Here is an 18847-nt window from a genome sequence, read left to right as displayed (position 1 = left end):
TACGGCCACACCTGCGGCCACACACCGTGCGACCGCCGCTCCACGCAGACCGGAGACCCCGGGAGGGACCCTTTCATGGACACCATGCGCGACCGCTTCATCAGCACCACCTCACAGCTCCTGGACGAGGAGCCCCGGCTGGCCGTCGTGCTCGCCGACATCAGCGCCGACGGCTTCGCCCCGGCCCGGCGTGCCCATCCGGAGCGGGTGGTCAACGTCGGCATCCGGGAGCAGCTGCTCGTCGGTGCGGGCGCGGGGATGGCGCTGACGGGAATGCGGCCGATCGTGCACACCTTCGCCAGTTTCCTGATCGAGCGGCCCTTCGAACAGGTCAAGCTGGACTTCGGGCACCAGGGGGTCGGCGGGATCCTGGTGAGTGCCGGCGGCTCGTACGACTGGCCGGCCGGCGGCTTCACCCATATGGCGCCCGGCGACGTCGCCCTCCTGGACACGCTCGACGGCTGGACCGTGCACGTGCCGGGCCACCCGGACGAGGCCGAGGCCCTGCTGCGGGAGTCGGTCGGCGGCGACGACCGGGTGTACGTACGCCTCTCGCTCCAGGCGAACCGGGAGGCACGGCCGGTGAGCGGCGGGGCCGGCTTCGCCGTGGTGCGCGAAGGGCGGCGCGGCACCGTGATCGCGGTGGGCCCCATGCTCGACAACGTCCTCGCCGCCACCGAAGGGCTGGACCTGACCGTGCTGTACGCGACGACCGTGCGGCCGTTCGACGCGGCAGGGGTGCGCCGGGCCGCCGGGTCGGCCTCGGCTGCGGACGTGGTGATCGTGGAGCCGTATCTCGCGGGAACCTCCGCCACCGCGACGGGCGAAGCGCTGGTGGACCTGCCTCACCGGGTCCTGGGGCTGGGGGTGGGCCGCGCCGAGCTGCGCCGGTACGGGCGGCTGGAGGAGCACCTCGTGGCGCACGGCCTGGACCCGCACGGGCTGCGGGAACGGATCACCGGATTCCTACGGCCCTGACTCGCGCGGCAGGCACTGCGCCTCCCGGCCCGCTCCCCGCCACCCGGAAAGTCGGCTGCCCTCCGGCGAGCTGCTCGGCGGTGCCGGGGGGACAGTGCGGCCGGGCGGACATCGGCGGCGATGATCGCGGCGTCGGCGGTGATCGCGGCGTCGGCGGTGATCGCGGCGTCGGCGGTCGTCCCGGGTCTTCGTTTCGCCGGCCCCTGCGGTCGGCCGCCGGAATGCTTCGACCGTAACGCCCGGCACCGACGACGGGTGGTCGGGCCTCGCGTGGCGGACACCGTCGCTTTCGGGGCGCTCCCGGCGTCAGGGCGAGGTCGTGGTCCTGCGGTCCGGTACCGGTGTGCCTCCCGGAAGTGGGCACCGCACCGCCCACGGGCGGACGACGTCAGACGGAGTGGTGGCCCTCCCGGTGGTCGATCTGTCGGACGAGTTCGTGGGCGAGCGACTTGATGGTGTCGAGCCCGGCCCGCCCCCAGGGGCGCGGCACGGTGTCGACGGCACAGACGGTGCCCAGCGCGATGCCCGTGCGGTCGATCAGCGGCGCCCCGAGATAGGAGCGGATGCCTATGTCGTCCACCACCGGATTGCCCGCGAAGCGCGGGTAGTCGCAGACATCGTCCAGGACGAGGGCCTTGCGCCGGGCGAGGACGTGCGGGCAGTAGCCGTGGTCGCGGGCCATGTACCGGCTGCTGCGGTTGCTGCCCGCCGCGGCCGAGCCGAGGTCCTGGCCTCCCCGGTTGCCCGCCGGGGTGTGCAGTCCCGCGAAGAACTGCCGGTTCTCGTCGATGAAGTTGACCATGGAGAAGGGTGTGGCGGTCACTTCGGCCACCTTGTCGGCGAAGGCGTCGAAGTTGTCGTAGGAGGCGTCGGGGCGTTCGCCGAGATCCAGCTTGCGGAGCCGCTGTGCGCGGGCCGGACCGTGCCGGTCGGTGGGCGTGAGGAGCATCCGGCCGGTGGCGAAGGATGTCACGGGTGGGCTCCGAAGGTCTGCAGGGGTGCGGGGGCCGAGGTCGCGTTGATGAGGTGCTGGACCAGGGTGACGAGGGCGCCCGTGCCGGAGCTGGCGATGCGGGCGTCGCACAGGACCACGGGCACCTCGGGCCCGAGGTCGAGAGCGGCGCGGACCTCGTCGGGCTCGTAGCGGTAGGCGCCGTCGAACTCGTTGACGGCGACGATGAATCCGATACCGCGCCGTTCGAAGAAGTCCACCGCTGCGAAACACTCGGCGAGGCGCCGGGTGTCGGCCAGCACCACGGCCCCGAGCGCGCCCTGGGAGAGTTCGTCCCACATGAACCAGAAGCGTTCCTGGCCCGGCGTGCCGAACAGGTAGAGCACGTGCTGTTCGGAGAGGGTGATGCGGCCGAAGTCCATGGCGACGGTGGTGGCCGTCTTGGACTCGACGCCCTCCAGACTGTCCGTCCCCACGCTGACCTGGGTCAGCAGTTCCTCGGTGCTCAGCGGGGCGATCTCGCTGACCGCGCCCACGAACGTCGTCTTGCCGACGCCGAATCCGCCGGCGACCAGGACCTTGAGGGCGACGGGAAAGAACGGGGAGGTTCCGGTGCGGTCAGAGCTGTCGTCGTAAACCATCGAGCACTGCCTCCAGCAGGGATCGGTCGGTGGGCATGTCATGGAATGCGGGGGCGTGCGCGGTGACCGCTCCGCAGGCGACCAGGTCGGAGAGGATGACCTTGGCGACGACCGCGGGCAGCCGGAGGTGTGCGGCGATCTCGGCGACGGACATCGGCCCTTCGCACATGCCGAGGGCCACGGTGTGCTCCGGGCCGAGCGGGATGTCCGGTTCGATGCCCGTGGCCATGACCAGCGACAGCAGGTCGAACGCGGTGGTCGGCCGGGTGCGGCCGTTGCTGATCGTGTACGGGCGGATCAGCCGGCCGGCCGCGTCGTCGAGCAGGGGCCCGTCCTGCGGGGCCGGCATCCTCAGTGCCCCGGGGTGAACGGCGCCCCGGCCGGCTGCCGCAGGGGGGTCGTCAGGTAGGGGCGGACGCTCTTGACCAGCATCGCCATCTCGTAGCCGAGCACCGCGGCGTCCGCCTCGCGGCCCGAGAGGACGGCGAGACAGGTGCCGGACCCGGCGGTGGAGACGAACAGGAGCGTGGAGTCCAGTTCGACGACCACTTGCCGGACGTCCCCGTTGTCCCCGAAGCGCGCCCCGGCGCTGCGGCCGAGAGAGTACAGACCGGCGGCCAGGGCCGCCATGTGGTCGGCACTGTCGGGGTCCATGCCGTGCACGGACTTCACCAGCCCGTCGGCGGAGAGCAGGACCGCGCTGCGTGTGTAGGGCACGCGTTGGACCAGCCCGCTCAGCAGCCAGTCCAGGTCCGAGATCTGACCGGACGGCATATCGCTCGTCATGGTGTCTGCTCCTTGAAGGTGGTGTCTTTTCGGGGTTCCGGGACAGCCCGGCCCGGCAGGAAGGGTCCGGCCGTGAAGGCTCCGCGCTCGCCCGCGTCGCGCTCGCGGGCTCCCTCGGCGTAGGCGCCGCGCGGGTGGCCGGAGACGGTGTGCGGGTGGGCGTCGGGCGGGTAGCCGCCGGGGACGGGCAGACCGGCCGGCGGGGCGTGGCCCGGTGCCCGTTCCGGGCCGGGGCGGTCGGGCGGGGTGGCGGTTTGGCGTACGGGGAGGGGGGAGAGGGACTCCAGGGGGGCGTCGAGCGGGGTCCGCTCCCCCGTTCCCGTGTCGCCGGAGTTCCCGTATCCGCCGCCGGGGCCCTCCTCCTGGGCCGTCTGGGCCTCGGCGATGTCGACGCCGCGGCGGAAGGCCGCCATGAGACCCGGATCGTGCAGGGTGTGCTCGTTCTCGACGCGCGGGGCGGGCGCCTCGCGCAACTGCGGGACGAGGTGTTCCTGGTTCGTCCGCTTGGGCAGTCGGGGCCGGGACGGGGCCGGGGCGTCGTCGCGCTCGTGGACGGCCGCCGGTGCGGGCCTGCCGTCGTCCTCGGGAGGGGAGGCGGGCGGCGCGGGACGGTCGACGCGACCGTCGCGCGACGGGAGCGGCGGGGCCTGCCCCGCGGGCGGTCGCGGGCGGCCGTTCTCCCCTGGGCCGGCCGCCCGGTGCGAGGCGCCCGGGGACGTGCCGGCGGGAGCCGCCGACGGGGTCGTGCCGCCGCGCGGTGGAGCACCGGGGGCCCCTGCATCAGCGGGTGGCCGGTGCACGGCGCCGGGGGGCGGCACGGGCACGGCGTCGGGTGACGGCTGGGCGTCGGGATCGGCCCCGAGCAGGGACTGCGGGAGGACCAGTACCGCCTGCGTGCCGCCGTAGATGTTGCTCTGCAGACGGACGGCGATGCCGTGGCGGCGGGCCAGGGCCGAGACGACGAACAGGCCGATCCTGCCGTCCTGGAGCAGGTGGGCGACGTTGACCTGGTCGGGGTCGGAGAGCAGGGCGTTCATCCGCTTCTGCTCGTGGTCCGGCATGCCGAGACCGCGGTCCTCCACCTCCAGGGCGAGCCCGGCGGTGACGTGCTGGACGCGCAGCAGCACCTGGGTGTGCGGGGCGGAGAACACGGTGGCGTTCTCGACCAGCTCGGCCAGCAGGTGGATCACGTCGGCGACGGCGTGGCCGCGCAGGGTGCCCTCCATCGGGGGGACGAGCTTGACCCGGGGGTACTGCTCGACCTCGGCGATGGCCGAGCGGAGCACCTCGGTCATGGTGACCGGGTTGCTCCACTGCCGCCGGGAGACGGCCCCGCCGAGGACGGCGAGGTTCTCCGCGTGGCGGCGGATACGGGTGGCGAGGTGGTCGACGTGGAAGAGGCCCTTGAGGAGGTCGGGGTCCTCGACCTCGTGCTCCAGCTCGTCGAGGATCTGGATCTCGCGGTGGACGAGGGATTGCAGTCGTCGTGCGAGGTTGACGAAGACCTCGACCTTCTGTTCGTTGCCGGTGCTGCTGAAGAGCTGGGATGCCTGGACGACGGCGGCGACGGCGGCCTCCTGGGCGCGCGCCATCTCCTGTCCGAGCAGGTCGAAGGCGTCGGCCCCGGGCGTGGGAGGCGGTGGCGGCCGGCGCGCGGCGACGGCTTCCCCGTCGCGGAGCTGTTCCACCACCCGTTGCAGCTCGGCCTGTCCCTGGGCGCTGGCCCGCCGGAGCGCGAGAGCCCGGTCGAGTACCTGGCCGGCGACCCGGTCGGCGCCGAGATAGGCGGCGGCGACGGCGGCGACGGCCAGGGCGCCGGATCCGCCGAGCGCCGCCCAGAGGCTGGGCGAGGAGCCGACGCCGCCGGCGCGGGCGGTGAAGATGACGGCCGCGGCCCCACTGAGCACCGCGGCGATGGCCGGGAGCAGTGCGGTCCGCAGCAGCTGGGGACGTATGCGGGCGTCGGGGGGAAGCCCCTCGGCGCGCGGCCTGCTCGTGGCCGAGTGGGCACGCGTGCCGGGGCGGCCGTGCCGTCCGCCCTCACGGCGGTCCGGTCGCGCGTCGGGTGCGCGAAGTTGAGACATCAGCGTCCTCGGTACAGGGGGCACCGGGGGTCGGCGGTCGTGCCGGCGTCCATGCGGTGGCCCCTACGGTGGTCGGTCAGGCTCGGGTCATCGGTCGGGCAGGCCCGAACGTTATGAGCCCACCGTTGATCACCGGCCACACACGGTAGTCGTCAATGACGTATGCGCGACGGGCAGTTGTCGAACTTGCCCGCCATCCGTCCCACTCTGGTATGAGCTCTCGCACGTGCGCCCGATTGCACCGCATTGACCCCGGATCGCACCGCACGGCCGACGGCCGTTCACATGCTGGACACTTCGCATCCGTCGGCACCTCGCGCAGGACGCCCTGCCACCGCCTACACGTCGGCAGGGCACCGCTTGAGAGGGCGGGAAGACGGCCGGTTACCATATGAGCGCCGCCTAGCTCGAAAGATAAACTTGTGACTGTCAATGACGACTCGTTCACCAACTGGATGCACCGCGAGGAGATCGCGGAGTCGATGATCCCGATCATCGGGAAGCTGCACCGCGAGCAGGACGTCAATGTCCTGCTGCACAGCCGCTCCCTGGTGAACAAGTCGGTGGTCAGCATCCTCAAGACCCACCGCTTCGCCCGGCAGATCGCCGGTGAGGAACTCTCGGTCACCGAGACGATGCCGTTCCTGCGGGCCCTGACGACGCTCGACCTCGGCCCCTCGCAGATCGACATAGGCATGCTGGCCGCGACATACCGGGCCGACGGCCGCGGGCTCTCCGTGGAGGAGTTCACCGCCGAGGCCGTCGCCGGCGCGACGGGCGACAACAAGATCGAGCGCCGCGCCTCGCGTGACGTGGTGCTCTACGGTTTCGGCCGCATCGGCCGGCTCCTGGCCCGCCTGCTCATCGAGAAGGCGGGCTCCGGCAACGGCCTGCGCCTGCGGGCCATCGTCGTCCGCAAGGGATCCGGCCAGGACATCGTCAAGCGCGCCTCGCTGCTGCGGCGCGACTCCATCCACGGCCAGTTCCAGGGCACGATCACCGTCGACGAGGCGAACAGCAGGATCATCGCCAACGGCAACGAGATCCAGGTGATCTACTCCGACGACCCAACGACGGTCGACTACACGGCGTACGGCATCAAGGACGCCATCCTGATCGACAACACCGGCCGCTGGCGCGACCGCGAGGGCCTGTCCAAGCACCTCCGGGCAGGCATCGCCAAGGTCGTGCTGACCGCACCGGGCAAGGGCGACGTCCCCAACATCGTGCACGGCGTCAACCACGAAACGATCAAGCCGGACGAGCGGGTCCTGTCCTGCGCCTCCTGCACGACCAACGCGATCGTCCCGCCGCTGAAGGCGATGGCGGACGAGTACGGCGTTCTGCGCGGGCACGTGGAGACCGTCCACTCGTACACCAACGACCAGAACCTCCTGGACAACTACCACGGTTCGGACCGTCGTGGCCGTTCGGCGGCGCTCAACATGGTCATCACCGAGACCGGCGCCGCCTCGGCGGTGGCGAAGGCGCTGCCCGACCTCGACGCCCCGATCACCGGCAGTTCGATCCGCGTCCCGGTGCCGGACGTCTCGATCGCGATCCTCAGCCTGCGGCTGGAGCGCGAGACCACCCGTGAAGAGGTCCTCGACTACCTCCGCAACGTGTCGCTGGCCTCGCCGCTGAAGCGGCAGATCGACTTCATCAGCGCACCCGACGCGGTCTCCAGCGACTTCATCGGTTCGCGGCACGCCTCGATCGTCGACGCGGGCGCCACCAAGGTGGACGGCGACAACGCGATCCTCTACCTCTGGTACGACAACGAGTTCGGCTACTCGTGCCAGGTCATCCGGGTCGTCCAGCACGTCTCCGGGGTGGAGTACCCGACCTACCCGGCTCCGGCGGTCTGACCCCGGCACGCTCTTCGGTACGCACGTCGCCCGGTGCCCGGCAGGTTCGCCTGTCGGGCACCGGGCGTCTCTCCCGGCCTACGGCCGGTGCCGGGCGTCCGCCGGTTCCAGCCGTTCGGTCGGCCCGCCGAAGTCGAGGAACAGGGCCCGCTCGGCGAGCAGCCAGCGCCCGCCGGCCTCGCGGAACGTGTCCTCGTAGCGCCCGACCTGCACGGGAAGGCGCGGCGGCAGCATGCCGCCGGAGTGGCCGTCCACACGGTACGTCGTGAAGTACGTGCTCGCGGTCGCCGTCGAGGCGGACGTCAAGGTCACCAGGATGTTGGTGCACAGCCGGCGCGAGAGCCGGTCGGCGGGGCGGGCCCCGAAGTAGGCGCGCAAGGCGTCGGGGCCCGCGATCCGCCGGTCCCCCTCGGCCCACTTCCAGACCCCGTCCGGAGTGAACAGCTCGGCTACGTCGCCCGGTTCACCCAGATCGAGAGTGCGGACGAACTCGACGACCAGCCGCTCGCAGGCGCGCTCGGCGATCAGACGGTCCAGGGGATCCATCGCATCGGTGTCCATCAACCCTTCCTACCAACATCGCCGGGGCCCCACGACTTGTTTTCGGGGGCCCCGCTACACAGCACACGGCGCTGGTGCCGCCGAGGCCGGGTACGCCGTCAAGGGTCCAGGAGCACGCGTGCACGCCTCCCCGGGGCTCAGACCTGGCCCAGGTCCGAGCTGATCCAGCGCTCGGGGCGCAGGGTGATCACCACCTGCTCGCCGTGGTTCTCCCACGCGAAGTCCACGTACCCGGCGACCTTCTCGGGCGGAAGGTAGCGCGCCGACACCTCCTCCAGGTCCGCGCGTGTGGCGGGGCGGGTGTCGACGACGGGGCCTTCGACGGAGACGTACCGGACGGTCGGCTCCAGCCGGTCGACCAGCAGTGTGAACCGGCCTGCGGCGGCGATCAGTTCGGCCTTGCGCGAGGTGCGGCCCGTGAGGACGCGCACGTCGCCGCCGGGTGCGTACTGGTACCAGATGGGCACGCTGAGCGGGGCCCGGTCGCTGCTCCGCGCCGCGACGGCCAGTGCGGCGACGTGGGGTTCGGCGAGGAACCGTTCGCGCTCTTCACGGGTGAGTGCCATGGCGCGCTCCTTCGTACGGGGTCCGGGGGCTGCCCCAGTGTGCCCCGAGCGCCGGGTCCGTCTCTCGTGACCGGCACCGGAGCGGGCGGCGTGTCGCAGGACGGCCCGGTCCCCCGCGCGCGGCCCCCGGCCGTGTCGTCTCACATCACCGTCCGCCGCGCGAGCCGCGAAGCGTCCTCGGACCGGCGTACGACAGCAGCCCCTCGCAGCGCTACGGCGCACCAGACGGCCACCAGCACCAGCCCGGCAGCGGCGAGGGCGGCGACTTCGAGCGGTTCCGGCCGCCGGCCCAGGGACAGGCGGGTGCCGATCATGACGACGCCGAGGAGGACCTCCGACGGGGAGTAGACCGGCACTCTGCTCGCCACGAACCGCAGGACGGCGCCAAGCCCGAGGCCGGTCACGGTCCAGGTGAGCAGATACGGCCAGAGCGCCCCCGCAGCCGCGGGCGGCAGTCCGTACTCCTCCGGGCCGATACGGAACAGTGCGCCCAGCCACCCCAGCGTCACGCCGGCGGCGGTGACGCCCGCCACCCACAGCACGTGGTGCCACAGCGGGCCGGACCGCACTCTCTCGTCCTCGTCGTGGGAGTCGACGGGGCTCGTGGTCTCAGGAAGATCCATCACGTCCGATGAGACGCGTACCGGCCGCCGGTCGTTGCGCGGCGGGCGATCTGATGAGCGCGCCGAGGACACGGAGCCACGAGGCGAGCGCTCCCTCCCGCCGGGCCGGGCGGGGCCCCGGCCGATGGAGGACGGCCACCGCCTGCGACGGTCGTGGCGGGCCCGGACGCCCCGGCTTCACGCAATGTCGTACCGGCGCATGGGGCCCCACGCTCCGGGTTGGTGGCCGATCACGTCGTTGGCCTGCGCAATGACGGGCGGCGCGATCCAGCCCAAGGGCTCGATCTGCCGCACGAGGGGCTCGTTGTCCGGACCGCGGCCGACCTCGGTGCCGTGCAGCACCCACGGTCGCGCCTCGGAACCCTTCACCCGCGGAAGGTGGGAGTAGTCGTACAGGCGGCGGGCGGCCCACGTTCGGACGGATCGATTCCCCCACCAGTCCTCCACGTCGAGCGCGTTCGCGGACAGTCCCGGCAGCGGGACGCCGGTGAGTTCGTCCCTGCTGGAAACGGTTTCGAGGTCGCGCCCGGGGCCGCGCGACCAGCGCACGTACAAGCCGTCCCGGCTCATGATCAGCTCGGCCACGGCGTCCAGAGTGGCGAACACCGTCATCGGGCCTCGTCGGTCCACTGGTACCACCTCACCTTCCGGACATGGCGGGGTCGTCCCCGGCGCCTGGGCAGGGGGCCCGGCCCGCCGGACCGAGCCGCGCGGGAGCGTCGTCGCCCGGCCCCGTGCCGACGAGCCCCCGAAGCGCCGCCGCCCCACGGGAAGCGGCCGATGCCGCACGGGTGCCACAACCGAGGCCGGAGTGCGGGCGGCGGCCCTTAGCCGGAGCGGTCGGAGGCCGGCCATACGTAGGGCAGGTCGTCGGGGTCGTTCGGGAACAGAGGCACGTAGATGTCCGGGGCCTTGCCGCGCAGCGCCGACCGATGGCTGCGATGGAAGCCGGGGTCGCCCAGCCAGGGCGGCAGCTCGCCGTCCTCGGCGAGCTGCTCCTGCGTGCGCACGCCCCGGTCCGACCGTCGTCGGGTCGCGTAGTCGGTCAGGAGCGAGTGGGCGCACGTGTCCGCGCGCCCGGCCGCGGTCCACACCCGGCACATCTCCAGGCCGTAGCGGACCAGTGCCTCTTCGTAGCCCGTCCACATGCGCACGGCGGGGTGGTGCCGCCACCCGTACCCGGGGACCGTCAGACCGCGCAGTACCTGAAGCGCCTCGACCCTCTGTTTGCCCAGACGCCGCGCATCGAGGGCAGTGGCCGATTCCGCGAAATCGGGATACGGGAGGAACGTCTGCATGATCATCCCACCTACGGGGAGACAGAACGGGGAGCGAGGGAATCACCGGCTTGCCGACCGCTCGGACGGGAGAACACGCGGGTATCCGCGAACTCCAATTTCGCACAGCGGATCACGCTCCGCACCAGGTGCGTCGAGCCGAGGGCGCCGAGGCCGCTGCTGCCGGGTCCCGGGCGGGGGCGCGCCCGCTCCTCCTCGCCACCCGGAGCGGACCACCGCGCGCCGCGCGCCCGAGACCTGCGCGGACCGGCGGCAGGCACATGATCGGCCGGACGCCCCTCCGCCTGGTGACGCACCGCATCCGACGCCGCGCGCTGATCTACCGGGAATTGCGGGACAACCTCTAGGCTCCCGGGAATGCGCGAGGATCAAGATGACGAACCGATATTCATACGCTCGAACTGGGGAACGAGTCGCTATGTCTACAACCCCAGAAATCCGATCGGCGTGGGCCTCATCATCGGGTCCCTGCTGTTCGCCGCCGGGGGCATGTACTACCTCTACGCGAGTTCTTCCTGGAGCGAGGGCGAGTTGCGCGCGGCCGTGCACGCGGCCGTCCAGGATCTGGAATCGGAGCGGCAGACGCTGGGCTCCTGGACGGGCGGCTACGACAGCCTGATCCGCGACGCGCTGACGGGAAGCGGCGAAGGTCCCTCGTCGGGCGGGGTGGTGGGCGTAGAGAACGCGGACGATCCCTACGACGAGGACGCGGACCGCTCCGTCGACCGGTTCGAGGTCACGGCGAAGGACGTCGACGCCGCGTTCTGTCTGAGCGTGTCACCGCCGGAGCCCGAGCGGGGGCTGACGAGCGCGGAGGTGAGCCTCTCGATCACCGTCGACGAGGGGCGGTGCTGAGCCCGATGGCGCCCCGCTGGAGCCGGTCCCGTGCGGGCCGCGACGGACGGGCGGTACCGGGCGCTCCCGGCACCGCCCGCAGAGTCCGCCGACGACGCGCCGCGTACGTGGCCGTCGCCCCGGGCCCGGCGGGAGTCCCGGTGGCGCCATCGAGGGTTTGCGCGCCGGCCGACCGGCTGAGGGCAGCCGCCGGACGGCTCGACGGCTGCCCTCAGCCGTGAGGGATGCGGACGAGCCGCTCCGCCGTCCGCGTGGTCAACGCTCCCCGGCGAGGTCGAGGTCGCCCCGCGCCGCCGGTGCGGATCCGGCGTCGGGGCCAGAGCCAGAGCCGGCCTGCTCCTCGGTACGGCGCCACGGGCGGGCGAGCGAGGTGGACAGCGGCCTCCACCACGGCTCCACGGGAAGCTCTCCGGCCGGCTCGAACGGTTCGCCCGGCCGGGGGAACGCCACCGCCTGCCCGGCCTCCTCACCGGCGTCCTTCGTCCACTCACCCGGCTCCGCCCAGGCGTGCGGCGCCAGGTTGAAGGTGCCCCAGTGGATCGGCAGCAGCACGCCGTGCGGGCGGCCGCCCTGGAGGTCCAGGTGCGCGCGCATTCCCTCGGCGGGCGTCATGTGGATGTCCGGCCAGTACTCCGAGTACGCGCCGATCTGGATCATGGTGGCGTCGAAGGGCCCGTGCTCGGCGCCGATGTCACGGAAGCCGGGGAAATAGCCGGTGTCCCCGCTGTGGTAGATCCGGTGCTCCGGGCCCGTGACGGCCCACGACGCCCACAGGGCGTGCTGCTGGTTGCGCAGCCCGCGACCGCAGAAGTGGCGGGCGGGGGTGGCGGTGAGGCGGATTCCCGCGACGGTCGCGGTCTCGTTCCAGTCGAGTTCGCGCATCCGGTCGGCCGGTACGCCCCAGCGCTCCAGATGGGCTCCGACGCCGAGCGGCACGGCGAAGACCGTGTCGGTGCCGGCCAGGGCGCGGATCGTCGGCAGATCGAGGTGGTCGTAGTGGTCATGGGAGATCACGACCACATCGACGGGCCCCAGCGCGGCCAGCGGCAGCGGCGTGGGGTGCAGGCGCTTGGGCCCGGCGAACGGGAACGGGGAGCAGCGTTCGCCCCAGACCGGATCGAACAGGACCCGTCGGCCGTCGATCTCGGCCAGCACGCTGGAATGGCCCATCCAGGTCAGCCGGAGACCGGTGGCGGGCGACGCGGCCAGATCGGCGAGGGTCGTGGGATGGACGGGCACGGTCCCCGTCGGCGACCTGCGGGCCCGCTGCTCCTTGTGGAAGTAGATCTTGGCGAATTCGACGGTGGATCCGGAGGGTCTGGTCCGGGACCCCACCGGGTTCTGGAACACCCCGTCGACGAAATGGGGCGAGCGGCGGATGCGCTCCATCCGCGCTCCGGCCGGGTCGGCCCCGAAGGACTCGGTGCGCATCGAGCGCAGTTTCGTGCGGAGCGGAAGCAAGTAGTCAGCGCCGGTCACAACATCTCCTGAGGGAGTCGGTGTCGTCTCATTATGGTCGGCCTGTACGACGGGGCGACCAGAAGGTGCTGAACGGGGCAGCCGATCCGGCCGGGACGGCGTCGGTCACGACGCGCCTGACTGTGGACCCGGTCGCCGTACGGTTGCGGGCGGCCGTGCGGATGACGCCGTACGCGGGTCGGCTCTCCCGGGCCACGATGCCGCGCTGGACCGACGCGGTGCCCGCCCGCGAGCTGGGCATCGGCCTCAGGACCTGACCGGCCCCTCGGCGGCGGGCTCACCGGCCGGCGGCTGACCGTCCGGCCCTCAGGTCTGGCGCTCCGGTGTGTAGGCCGCTCCCTCCAGTCCGAACGTCCAGGCGACCCCGTCCTTCGCGGTCCGGGTGGCGGGCGGCACGCGGAGCCAGTAGGTGCGGTGCGTACCGTCCGGCTCGGGGGTGGAGTTGACCACTTCGACCATCACCACATCCTCGTCCCCGGGGAGCGCGATGCGCCACAGGACACCGGTCTCGTCGCGGTGGACGGGCTTGGCGCCCGACTCGGTGAGATAGCGGTCGTAGCCGTAGTACTCCAGCATCACGCGGCGCAGCTCCGCGTTCTCCTCGACCTGGATCCGTCCGGGTGTGAGGGTGGACAGCTCGGCCAGGAACGCGGCGGGGACGGGCATGCCGCGCCAGGCGTGGAGGGCGAACCCGTCCCCGTAGGCGAGGGCGGGCCCTTCACCGTGGTCGAGCCGGCCCGCCTCGTCACGGTGGAGGACGTCGGGCCGCTCGCTGATGACCACGGCGTTCTCGTAGGGCCACCACCAGCCGGCGTTGCGGGCCGCCTCCGCGAGGCCGCTCAGCCGGTCGCCGCGCCCGTCGAAGGCGGCGAGCCAGGCGGCGTCGTGCTGCCCGAGCACGGCGTCCAGCAGGATCAGCCGCACGGCGCCCTCGTCCTCGGGCCGGGGCGCGAGGTCGGCGACGACACCGGTGCGTATCCGCTCGGCGAGGGCGGCCGTGGTGTCCCACAACTGGGCTCCGGTGGCGGACCAGAGCGCCGACCAGCCCGCCGGGCCCAGCTCGTCGTACGTCCGGCGGCGTTCCTCGGCCCACGGGCGGGTGCGGACCTCCTCGCGCACCGATCGTCCGGCGTCGGTCAGCTGCTCCACCGTCCCGACGGCGGCCCGGGGCGATGCGGCCCAGATGATCCGGTCCGGCTCGGCCAGGCCGGCGGCACGATAGGCGCGCCGCACGCCTGCCTCCGCCGCCGCCCGGTCGGCCCGGCCGGTCGCCGCCGCCACGCTCCGCCAGGAGTTCACGTTCTGCATCGGTTGTCCCCGTCCCTGCTGTGCTCGTTCCGGACAGCTGTCGCCCGTACTGGATGGCTGTCCGCCCGTACTGGATGGCTGTTGCTCGTGTCGCGTGGTCGTCGCTCGTGCCGCGTGGTTGTGCTCGTGCCGTGTGGTTGTGCTCGTGCCGCGCGACCTGCTCGTTCAGGCATGGCTGCGCCGGCACGTCGCGCGGTGTCCGAGGGGTGCGAAGTCAGTCCGCCACGACGCGGAACGCGCCGGGTGTGTACTCCCGCTGGCGCACGACGCGGAACCAGCCCCGGGGCAGCGGGATCACCGCGTGCTCCTCGTGCACGACCCGCCCGCCCTCGGGGAGATGGAGCAGCATCGGGCCGAACCGGCCCGCTTCCCGGATCAGCCGGCCGGGGCCCTGCACGGCGTGCGCGTGCCCGGTGACCTCGCCCAGTGCGAGCACCAACCGCCCCCGCCCGTCGCGCAGTTCGCCCGGGGCCTCCAGGAAGGGGGCCGGCACCGCCGACTCCTCCAGCTTCATGATCAGTACATCGCCCTGCCGGTACACAGACGTCTCCCCTCGGTCACGGCACCCGCTGTGCCGGCCACGGGAAAAACGCTACGGGCAGGGTCTGACAGTGAGGATGTCCCCGGCGTCGTTCGGGGGTCTGGGTCCGGATCCGACTGACGTGTCGGCTTCCGTCTGTTGAACGCCTCGTCCGGCGGCCCCGCCGTCATCGCATCAACCGCGGCGGGGACCGCAACGCCGACAGCGCCCTCCACACCAGCGTCCTGGTCCGCGTGCGGGCGGCACGACCGGCGATCCCGGGACTACGTGGCCCGACGCCTGGCGGAGGGTATGTCCACCAAGGACATCCTGCGGTGCCTCAAGAGGTTCGTCGCCCGCGAGGTCCACAGACACACACGCTCCCGAGCCACGTCAACCGGGTGTGCGTCGCGGCCGGTCCGCCACGACCCGGGCGAACGCATGCGGACAGCGCTGAATCGTCGGCACTACCAGTCGATCCACCCGTCCTTGCGGATGATCGGTCGGGCTACCGCCGTCCCGCGTTCGGGTCGGCCGTGGTGTTCCATCGCCTCGGCGACCTCGTGGAGCCATGCCCCCAGGCTCGGCCAGCCCAAGAAGCACGCGGTGTCGGCGTGCGGGGCGTCCCCGAGGTGATCACGCCACATGCCCCGGCCGGCGTCGACGAACGAGTCGTCGCCGTCGCCTCCGGCGAAGGGGATCCAGTCTTCCCGCCACCAGGGCGTTTCCGCCTCATCGGAGTCCTCGCTGTCCTCCCAGACCTCCATGCGCAGTTGCCGGACCTCGGCGATCTGCTCGGTGGAGTACAGCGGACCGCACGGAAGGACCGCGAGATACGAGGTGTCGCCGTCGTGGCAGAGCAGCGAGGCCCGCAGATCGTCGGGCAACCGCAGGTTCATCCGCGACTCCAGGGCGTCGATCGCACCTGTCGTCGCCGGCGGACGTAGGTCCGCCGGCCGGGCGGGGGCATGCCGGGCCAGCCATGCGTCGATACGCCGCCAAGAAGCGGCCACAGGGGGAACGACCGGTGGAATACCGGTCCGAGGAGGCTCAATCACGCGCTGAAGCATGCCATCACGACGCAAACGAACCACAGCCGACCGGTCGCGATCCATCGGGGCTTCAGCGGACCGCCGCGGCGGCCTCCGGTGGATCCCGGTGGCGGCGTTGTCAGTGCGGCTTGATAGACCTTGCGGACATCAGCAGCCCCCAGGATCAGGAGCTCAGGGCCATGTACGGTGCGCAGCATCTGCACGAGTTCGGCGGCCTTCCGGCCGTCGACTTCCAGCACACGACCGACGCGGGCTCCCGGCCCGCCGCGGACGCCGTGGCCTGGCGCGTCTCCGTCGATCCGTACGGCGACGACGAAGAGAGCCGGCCCTGGGAGGACGAGTTCGCCGACTTCCTGAGCATGGTCGACCCCGCCGGGGTCCGGGCCCTGATCATCGGGCAGTGGGGCGAGGCGTACGAGGAGGACTCCTCCGTGCCAATCAGCCTGGTGATCGCCGCGGCCGACCGGCTGACCTCGCTGGAGGCCGTGTTCGTCGGGGACCTGGAGTCCGAGCAGGCCGAGATCACCTGGATCGAGCAGTCGGACGTGACGGCACTGCTGACCGCCTATCCCGCGCTGACGGAGTTCGGGGTGCGCGGGGGCACCGACCTGGTGTTCCCGCCGACCGGGCACGAGCACCTGCGGTCGCTGACCGTCCAGGCGGGCGGACTGCCCGTCGAGGTGGTGCGCGGTGTCTTGGACAGCGAACTGCCCGCTCTGGAACGGCTGGACCTCTGGCTCGGTGTGTCCGCCTATGACGGGAACACCGAGGTCGCCGACCTCGCCCCCCTCCTGTCGGGCACCCGCTTCCCCCGGCTGCGCCACCTCGGCCTGCGCAACAGCGAACTGCAGAACGAGATCGCCGCCGCGGTGGCCTCGGCTCCGGTCGTCGCCCGGCTCGCGACCCTCGATCTGTCGAACGGGACGCTGGGGGACGAAGGCGCTGCCGCGCTCCTCGAAGGACAGCCGCTCACCCATCTCGACGAGCTCGATCTCCACCACCACTTCCTCACCGAGGCGATGGAGCGGCGTGTCCGCTCCGCCCTGGAGCCGCACGGCGTGCGCGTCGACCTGTCGGAGCGGAACGAGCCGTGGGACGGCCGCGGCGTCGAGGGCCGCTACACCGCCGTTTCGGAGTGAGGCGTGATGACCTCCATCGGAGTCGAGCACGTCGGCGGCTTCCACGGGCTGCCGGTCCACACAGCGCGACCGTCGGCCGGGGACCCGCCGGCCGCCGACGCCGTGGCCTGGCGACTGCAGTGCGACTACGACGAGGACCTGGACTTCGCCGGCCTGTGGCAGCAGTTCCTGGACACGGTGGACGCGGCGCGGGTCCGGGCGCTCGTCATAGGCCCCTGGTGGCGTGACTCCTACACACCGTTCGCCCCGGTGATGGAGCTGATCGTCTCCCACGCGGACCGCTTCCCGGCGCTGCGCGCCCTCTTCCTCGCCGATGTGGTGGGCGAGGAGTGCGAAGTGTCCTGGCTGCGCATGTGCGACATCACTCCGGTGCTCGAAGCGCTGCCGCTGCTGGAGGAGTTCACCGTGCGCGGCTGCGGCCGGGAAGGGCTCGCGCTGCGCCCGCTGCGTCACACGGCGCTGAAGTCGCTGCGTTTCGAGTCCGGCGGCCTGCCGGGCGACGTGGTGCGGGCGGTCGCCGCGAGCGAGCTGCCCGCACTGGAGCGGCTGGACCTGTGGTTCGGCAGTTCGTGGTACGGCGGCGACGCCACCGTCGACGACATCCGGCCGGTCCTGTCGGGGGGCGGGTTCCCCCGGCTGCGCCACCTGGGCCTGCAGAACAGCGAGATCCAGGACGAGATAGCCCTCGCCGTGGGGTCCGCACCCGTCGTCGCCCAGCTGGAGACCCTGGCGCTGTCCATGGGCACCCTGAGCGACCAGGGGGGCGAGGCCCTCCTCAACGGGCAGCCCCTGAACCATCTGGCCAGGCTCGACCTGCGCCACCACTTCGTCACCGAAGCGGTGCTGGACCGCATCCGGACCGCGTGCGCTCCCGCCGTGGTCGAGGGCGGCGAGGCCGAGGAGGACTACGGGGACCCGGACGACGAACCGGAGCGCTATGTCGCGGTCAGTGAGTAGCGCCGGCGGCGGTGCGCTGCCGCGCTTCGCGGTCGTCGGCAATCCGGACAACCGCCGGATCGCCTTCTTCCAGGAGGCCGTGCGGTCCGCCGGCCTGCCGCCGGCCCGGGTCGTGTCCTGGCTCCAGGTGCTGCGCGGCCGGGCGGTGTTCGGCCCCGGTGAGAGCGTGCGGATCGATTCACCCGGTGAGGACGCCGAGGTGGAGCGGCTGCTCCGCGGAGTCGAGGACCCGACCCGGGTGGAGGGCTCGGCCCGGTGGTACGCGCGCTTCACCGCGGCGGTGGACGCGGTGGCGAGCGCCGCCTCGGCCGCGGGGGCGGACGTGCTGGGCTCCCCCGGCGACATCTCCGTGCTCTTCGACAAGCGACTGTGTCACGGGCTGCTCGACCGCGCGGGAGTCTCCGTGCCCGCCTCGCCGACATCCGGCCCGGAGGCGGCGCCGGTGCGCGGCTGGTCCGACGTACGGGAGTCGCTGCGCGAGCACCGGATGCCCCGGGCGTTCGTGAAACTCGCGCACGGGTCCTCCGCCTCGGGGGTGCTGGCGGTGGAGACGGCGGGCCCGGGGCGGGTCCGGGCGAGCACCTCGGTCGAGCGGGACGCCGAGGGGCGGCTGTTCAACTCGCTGCGGGTCAGGCGCTACACCTCGGAGGCGGAGGTCGGGGCGGTCGTGGACGCGCTGGCCCCGGACGGACTGCACATCGAGCGCTGGCTGCCGAAGGCGTCGCAGCGGGGGCGGGCCGCGGATCTGCGGATCGTGGTGGTCGGCGGCCGGGCGACGCACGCCGTGGTGCGGACGAGCACGGGCCCCATGACCAATCTGCACCTCGGCGGTGCGCGCGGTGACCTCGACGAGGTGCGGGCCGCCGTGGCGGCGGCGGGCGGCTGCTGGCGCGAGGCGCTGGCGATGTGCGAGCGGGCCGCGGCCTGCTTCCCCGGGACTCCCTCTGTGGGCGTCGATCTGCTGCCCACGGCCGGCTGGCGGCGCTTCGCCGTCGGCGAGGTCAACGCCTTCGGCGATCTGCTGCCCGGACTGACCGGTCTGCCGGGCAGCGGCGCCGAGGGCCTGGACACCTATGCGGCGCAGGTCGCCGCCGTACTGGACCGAGCAAGGAACCACCGTGCCGTCACCCCTTCCTGACCCCTGCCCGTCCCACGGGACCGGCGACTTCGGCGGGCCCGA

Annotated in this window: 21 protein-coding genes; 7 read left to right on the top strand and 14 right to left on the bottom strand. The window is 72.5% G+C overall.

Going from position 1 to position 18847, the window contains the following annotated elements; translation table 11 throughout:
* Window positions 1-75 precede the first annotated feature (75 nt).
* Window positions 76-978, top strand: coding sequence for a transketolase (locus tag ACIQMU_RS08705; protein ID WP_352238770.1), 903 nt, complete (start codon window positions 76-78; stop codon window positions 976-978).
* A 388-nt stretch (window positions 979-1366) separates the two neighbouring features.
* On the opposite strand, the gene ACIQMU_RS08700 is transcribed toward ACIQMU_RS08705, so the two are convergent.
* The 5 genes from ACIQMU_RS08700 to ACIQMU_RS08680 are packed head-to-tail and all read right to left on the bottom strand — an operon-like array spanning window position 1367 to window position 5441.
* Window positions 1367-1951: a GAF domain-containing protein gene (locus tag ACIQMU_RS08700; protein ID WP_352238771.1), complete on the bottom strand. Its 585-nt coding sequence runs from the start codon at window positions 1949-1951 to the stop codon at window positions 1367-1369.
* A complete protein-coding gene (locus tag ACIQMU_RS08695) occupies window positions 1948-2571 on the bottom strand; it encodes an ATP/GTP-binding protein (RefSeq protein WP_352238772.1) in 624 nt (207 codons plus the stop codon). The genes ACIQMU_RS08700 and ACIQMU_RS08695 overlap by 4 nt, the downstream gene beginning before the upstream one ends.
* On the bottom strand, window positions 2549-2920 hold the full coding sequence (locus ACIQMU_RS08690) for a DUF742 domain-containing protein (protein ID WP_402688511.1): 372 nt from the start codon (window positions 2918-2920) through the stop codon (window positions 2549-2551). Before ACIQMU_RS08690 ends, ACIQMU_RS08695 begins: the two co-directional genes overlap by 23 nt.
* A 2-nt stretch (window positions 2921-2922) precedes the next feature.
* Complete coding sequence (locus ACIQMU_RS08685; RefSeq protein WP_352238774.1) at window positions 2923-3357, bottom strand: roadblock/LC7 domain-containing protein; 435 nt, start codon at window positions 3355-3357, stop codon at window positions 2923-2925.
* Window positions 3354-5441 (bottom strand): ATP-binding protein, encoded by a 2088-nt coding sequence (locus ACIQMU_RS08680; RefSeq protein WP_402688510.1) that lies wholly within the window; start codon window positions 5439-5441, stop codon window positions 3354-3356. Before ACIQMU_RS08680 ends, ACIQMU_RS08685 begins: the two co-directional genes overlap by 4 nt.
* 422 nt (window positions 5442-5863) lie before the next feature.
* Between ACIQMU_RS08680 and ACIQMU_RS08675 the strand changes: the two genes are divergently transcribed.
* Complete coding sequence (locus tag ACIQMU_RS08675) at window positions 5864-7309, top strand: glyceraldehyde-3-phosphate dehydrogenase (RefSeq protein WP_352238776.1); 1446 nt, start codon at window positions 5864-5866, stop codon at window positions 7307-7309.
* Between the two features lie 78 nt (window positions 7310-7387).
* On the opposite strand, the gene ACIQMU_RS08670 is transcribed toward ACIQMU_RS08675, so the two are convergent.
* From ACIQMU_RS08670 to ACIQMU_RS08650, 5 genes are all read right to left on the bottom strand, one after another.
* Window positions 7388-7870, bottom strand: coding sequence for a nuclear transport factor 2 family protein (locus ACIQMU_RS08670; RefSeq protein WP_352238777.1), 483 nt, complete (start codon window positions 7868-7870; stop codon window positions 7388-7390).
* 137 nt (window positions 7871-8007) lie between these two features.
* Window positions 8008-8436 (bottom strand): pyridoxamine 5'-phosphate oxidase family protein, encoded by a 429-nt coding sequence (locus tag ACIQMU_RS08665; protein ID WP_352238778.1) that lies wholly within the window; start codon window positions 8434-8436, stop codon window positions 8008-8010.
* A 140-nt stretch (window positions 8437-8576) separates the two neighbouring features.
* Entirely contained in the window at window positions 8577-9059 is a 483-nt protein-coding gene (locus ACIQMU_RS08660) for a hypothetical protein (protein WP_352238779.1), read from the bottom strand.
* A 177-nt stretch (window positions 9060-9236) separates the two neighbouring features.
* Window positions 9237-9671: a DUF6098 family protein gene (locus tag ACIQMU_RS08655; protein ID WP_352238780.1), complete on the bottom strand. Its 435-nt coding sequence runs from the start codon at window positions 9669-9671 to the stop codon at window positions 9237-9239.
* A gap of 215 nt (window positions 9672-9886) precedes the next feature.
* A complete protein-coding gene (locus tag ACIQMU_RS08650; RefSeq protein WP_352238781.1) occupies window positions 9887-10357 on the bottom strand; it encodes an MSMEG_6728 family protein in 471 nt (156 codons plus the stop codon).
* Between the two features lie 447 nt (window positions 10358-10804).
* On the opposite strand from ACIQMU_RS08650, the gene ACIQMU_RS08645 reads away from it, so the two are divergent.
* Window positions 10805-11212, top strand: a complete 408-nt coding sequence (locus ACIQMU_RS08645) for a hypothetical protein (protein ID WP_352238782.1) — start codon at window positions 10805-10807, stop codon at window positions 11210-11212.
* A gap of 255 nt (window positions 11213-11467) precedes the next feature.
* Here the strand turns inward: ACIQMU_RS08645 and ACIQMU_RS08640 are convergent, their stop codons facing one another.
* Window positions 11468-12691, bottom strand: coding sequence for an MBL fold metallo-hydrolase (locus ACIQMU_RS08640; RefSeq protein ID WP_352238783.1), 1224 nt, complete (start codon window positions 12689-12691; stop codon window positions 11468-11470).
* A 65-nt stretch (window positions 12692-12756) separates the two neighbouring features.
* Between ACIQMU_RS08640 and ACIQMU_RS08635 the strand changes: the two genes are divergently transcribed.
* Window positions 12757-12948 carry a hypothetical protein gene (locus tag ACIQMU_RS08635; protein ID WP_402688509.1) on the top strand — a complete coding sequence of 64 codons (192 nt, stop codon included), beginning with the start codon at window positions 12757-12759 and terminating at the stop codon, window positions 12946-12948.
* Between the two features lie 49 nt (window positions 12949-12997).
* Here the strand turns inward: ACIQMU_RS08635 and ACIQMU_RS08630 are convergent, their stop codons facing one another.
* The 3 genes from ACIQMU_RS08630 to ACIQMU_RS08620 all read right to left on the bottom strand — a co-directional run bounded on the left by ACIQMU_RS08630 (window position 12998) and on the right by ACIQMU_RS08620 (window position 15589).
* On the bottom strand, window positions 12998-13999 hold the full coding sequence (locus ACIQMU_RS08630; RefSeq protein WP_356728043.1) for a DUF6745 domain-containing protein: 1002 nt from the start codon (window positions 13997-13999) through the stop codon (window positions 12998-13000).
* A 214-nt stretch (window positions 14000-14213) separates the two neighbouring features.
* A complete protein-coding gene (locus tag ACIQMU_RS08625) occupies window positions 14214-14540 on the bottom strand; it encodes a hypothetical protein (RefSeq protein WP_352238785.1) in 327 nt (108 codons plus the stop codon).
* Window positions 14541-14986: 446 nt separating this feature from the next.
* A complete protein-coding gene (locus ACIQMU_RS08620; protein ID WP_402688508.1) occupies window positions 14987-15589 on the bottom strand; it encodes an SMI1/KNR4 family protein in 603 nt (200 codons plus the stop codon).
* A 161-nt stretch (window positions 15590-15750) separates the two neighbouring features.
* Here ACIQMU_RS08620 and ACIQMU_RS08615 point away from each other — a divergent pair, with 161 nt between their 5' ends.
* Genes ACIQMU_RS08615 through ACIQMU_RS08605 form a run of 3 tightly spaced genes read left to right on the top strand, consistent with a single transcriptional unit; the run spans window position 15751 to window position 18805 of the window.
* Entirely contained in the window at window positions 15751-16710 is a 960-nt protein-coding gene (locus tag ACIQMU_RS08615) for an STM4015 family protein (protein ID WP_352238787.1), read from the top strand.
* A gap of 6 nt (window positions 16711-16716) precedes the next feature.
* Window positions 16717-17667 (top strand): STM4015 family protein, encoded by a 951-nt coding sequence (locus tag ACIQMU_RS08610; protein ID WP_402688507.1) that lies wholly within the window; start codon window positions 16717-16719, stop codon window positions 17665-17667.
* Window positions 17648-18805 carry an STM4014 family protein gene (locus ACIQMU_RS08605; protein WP_402688506.1) on the top strand — a complete coding sequence of 386 codons (1158 nt, stop codon included), beginning with the start codon at window positions 17648-17650 and terminating at the stop codon, window positions 18803-18805. Before ACIQMU_RS08610 ends, ACIQMU_RS08605 begins: the two co-directional genes overlap by 20 nt.
* The last annotated feature ends 42 nt before the right edge of the window (window positions 18806-18847 follow it).

The organism is Streptomyces sp. NPDC091649 (assembly GCF_044756785.1).
In the GTDB taxonomy this organism is placed as follows: domain Bacteria; phylum Actinomycetota; class Actinomycetes; order Streptomycetales; family Streptomycetaceae; genus Streptomyces.
This window is presented reverse-complemented; position numbering and strand designations above follow the sequence as displayed.

Bases quoted from the DNA above. Each gene is read 5' to 3' on its own strand.
- ACIQMU_RS08705 (WP_352238770.1), top strand. From the start codon at position 76: ATGGACACCATGCGCGACCGCTTCATCAGCACCACCTCACAGCTCCTG.
- ACIQMU_RS08695 (WP_352238772.1), bottom strand. From the start codon at position 2,571: ATGGTTTACGACGACAGCTCTGACCGCACCGGAACCTCCCCGTTCTTT.
- ACIQMU_RS08690 (WP_402688511.1), bottom strand. From the start codon at position 2,920: ATGCCGGCCCCGCAGGACGGGCCCCTGCTCGACGACGCGGCCGGCCGG.
- ACIQMU_RS08685 (WP_352238774.1), bottom strand. From the start codon at position 3,357: ATGACGAGCGATATGCCGTCCGGTCAGATCTCGGACCTGGACTGGCTG.
- ACIQMU_RS08680 (WP_402688510.1), bottom strand. From the start codon at position 5,441: ATGTCTCAACTTCGCGCACCCGACGCGCGACCGGACCGCCGTGAGGGC.
- ACIQMU_RS08670 (WP_352238777.1), bottom strand. From the start codon at position 7,870: ATGGACACCGATGCGATGGATCCCCTGGACCGTCTGATCGCCGAGCGC.
- ACIQMU_RS08665 (WP_352238778.1), bottom strand. From the start codon at position 8,436: ATGGCACTCACCCGTGAAGAGCGCGAACGGTTCCTCGCCGAACCCCAC.
- ACIQMU_RS08660 (WP_352238779.1), bottom strand. From the start codon at position 9,059: ATGGATCTTCCTGAGACCACGAGCCCCGTCGACTCCCACGACGAGGAC.
- ACIQMU_RS08655 (WP_352238780.1), bottom strand. From the start codon at position 9,671: ATGACGGTGTTCGCCACTCTGGACGCCGTGGCCGAGCTGATCATGAGC.
- ACIQMU_RS08650 (WP_352238781.1), bottom strand. From the start codon at position 10,357: ATGCAGACGTTCCTCCCGTATCCCGATTTCGCGGAATCGGCCACTGCC.
- ACIQMU_RS08630 (WP_356728043.1), bottom strand. From the start codon at position 13,999: ATGCAGAACGTGAACTCCTGGCGGAGCGTGGCGGCGGCGACCGGCCGG.
- ACIQMU_RS08620 (WP_402688508.1), bottom strand. From the start codon at position 15,589: ATGCTTCAGCGCGTGATTGAGCCTCCTCGGACCGGTATTCCACCGGTC.
- ACIQMU_RS08615 (WP_352238787.1), top strand. From the start codon at position 15,751: ATGTACGGTGCGCAGCATCTGCACGAGTTCGGCGGCCTTCCGGCCGTC.
- ACIQMU_RS08610 (WP_402688507.1), top strand. From the start codon at position 16,717: ATGACCTCCATCGGAGTCGAGCACGTCGGCGGCTTCCACGGGCTGCCG.
- ACIQMU_RS08605 (WP_402688506.1), top strand. From the start codon at position 17,648: ATGTCGCGGTCAGTGAGTAGCGCCGGCGGCGGTGCGCTGCCGCGCTTC.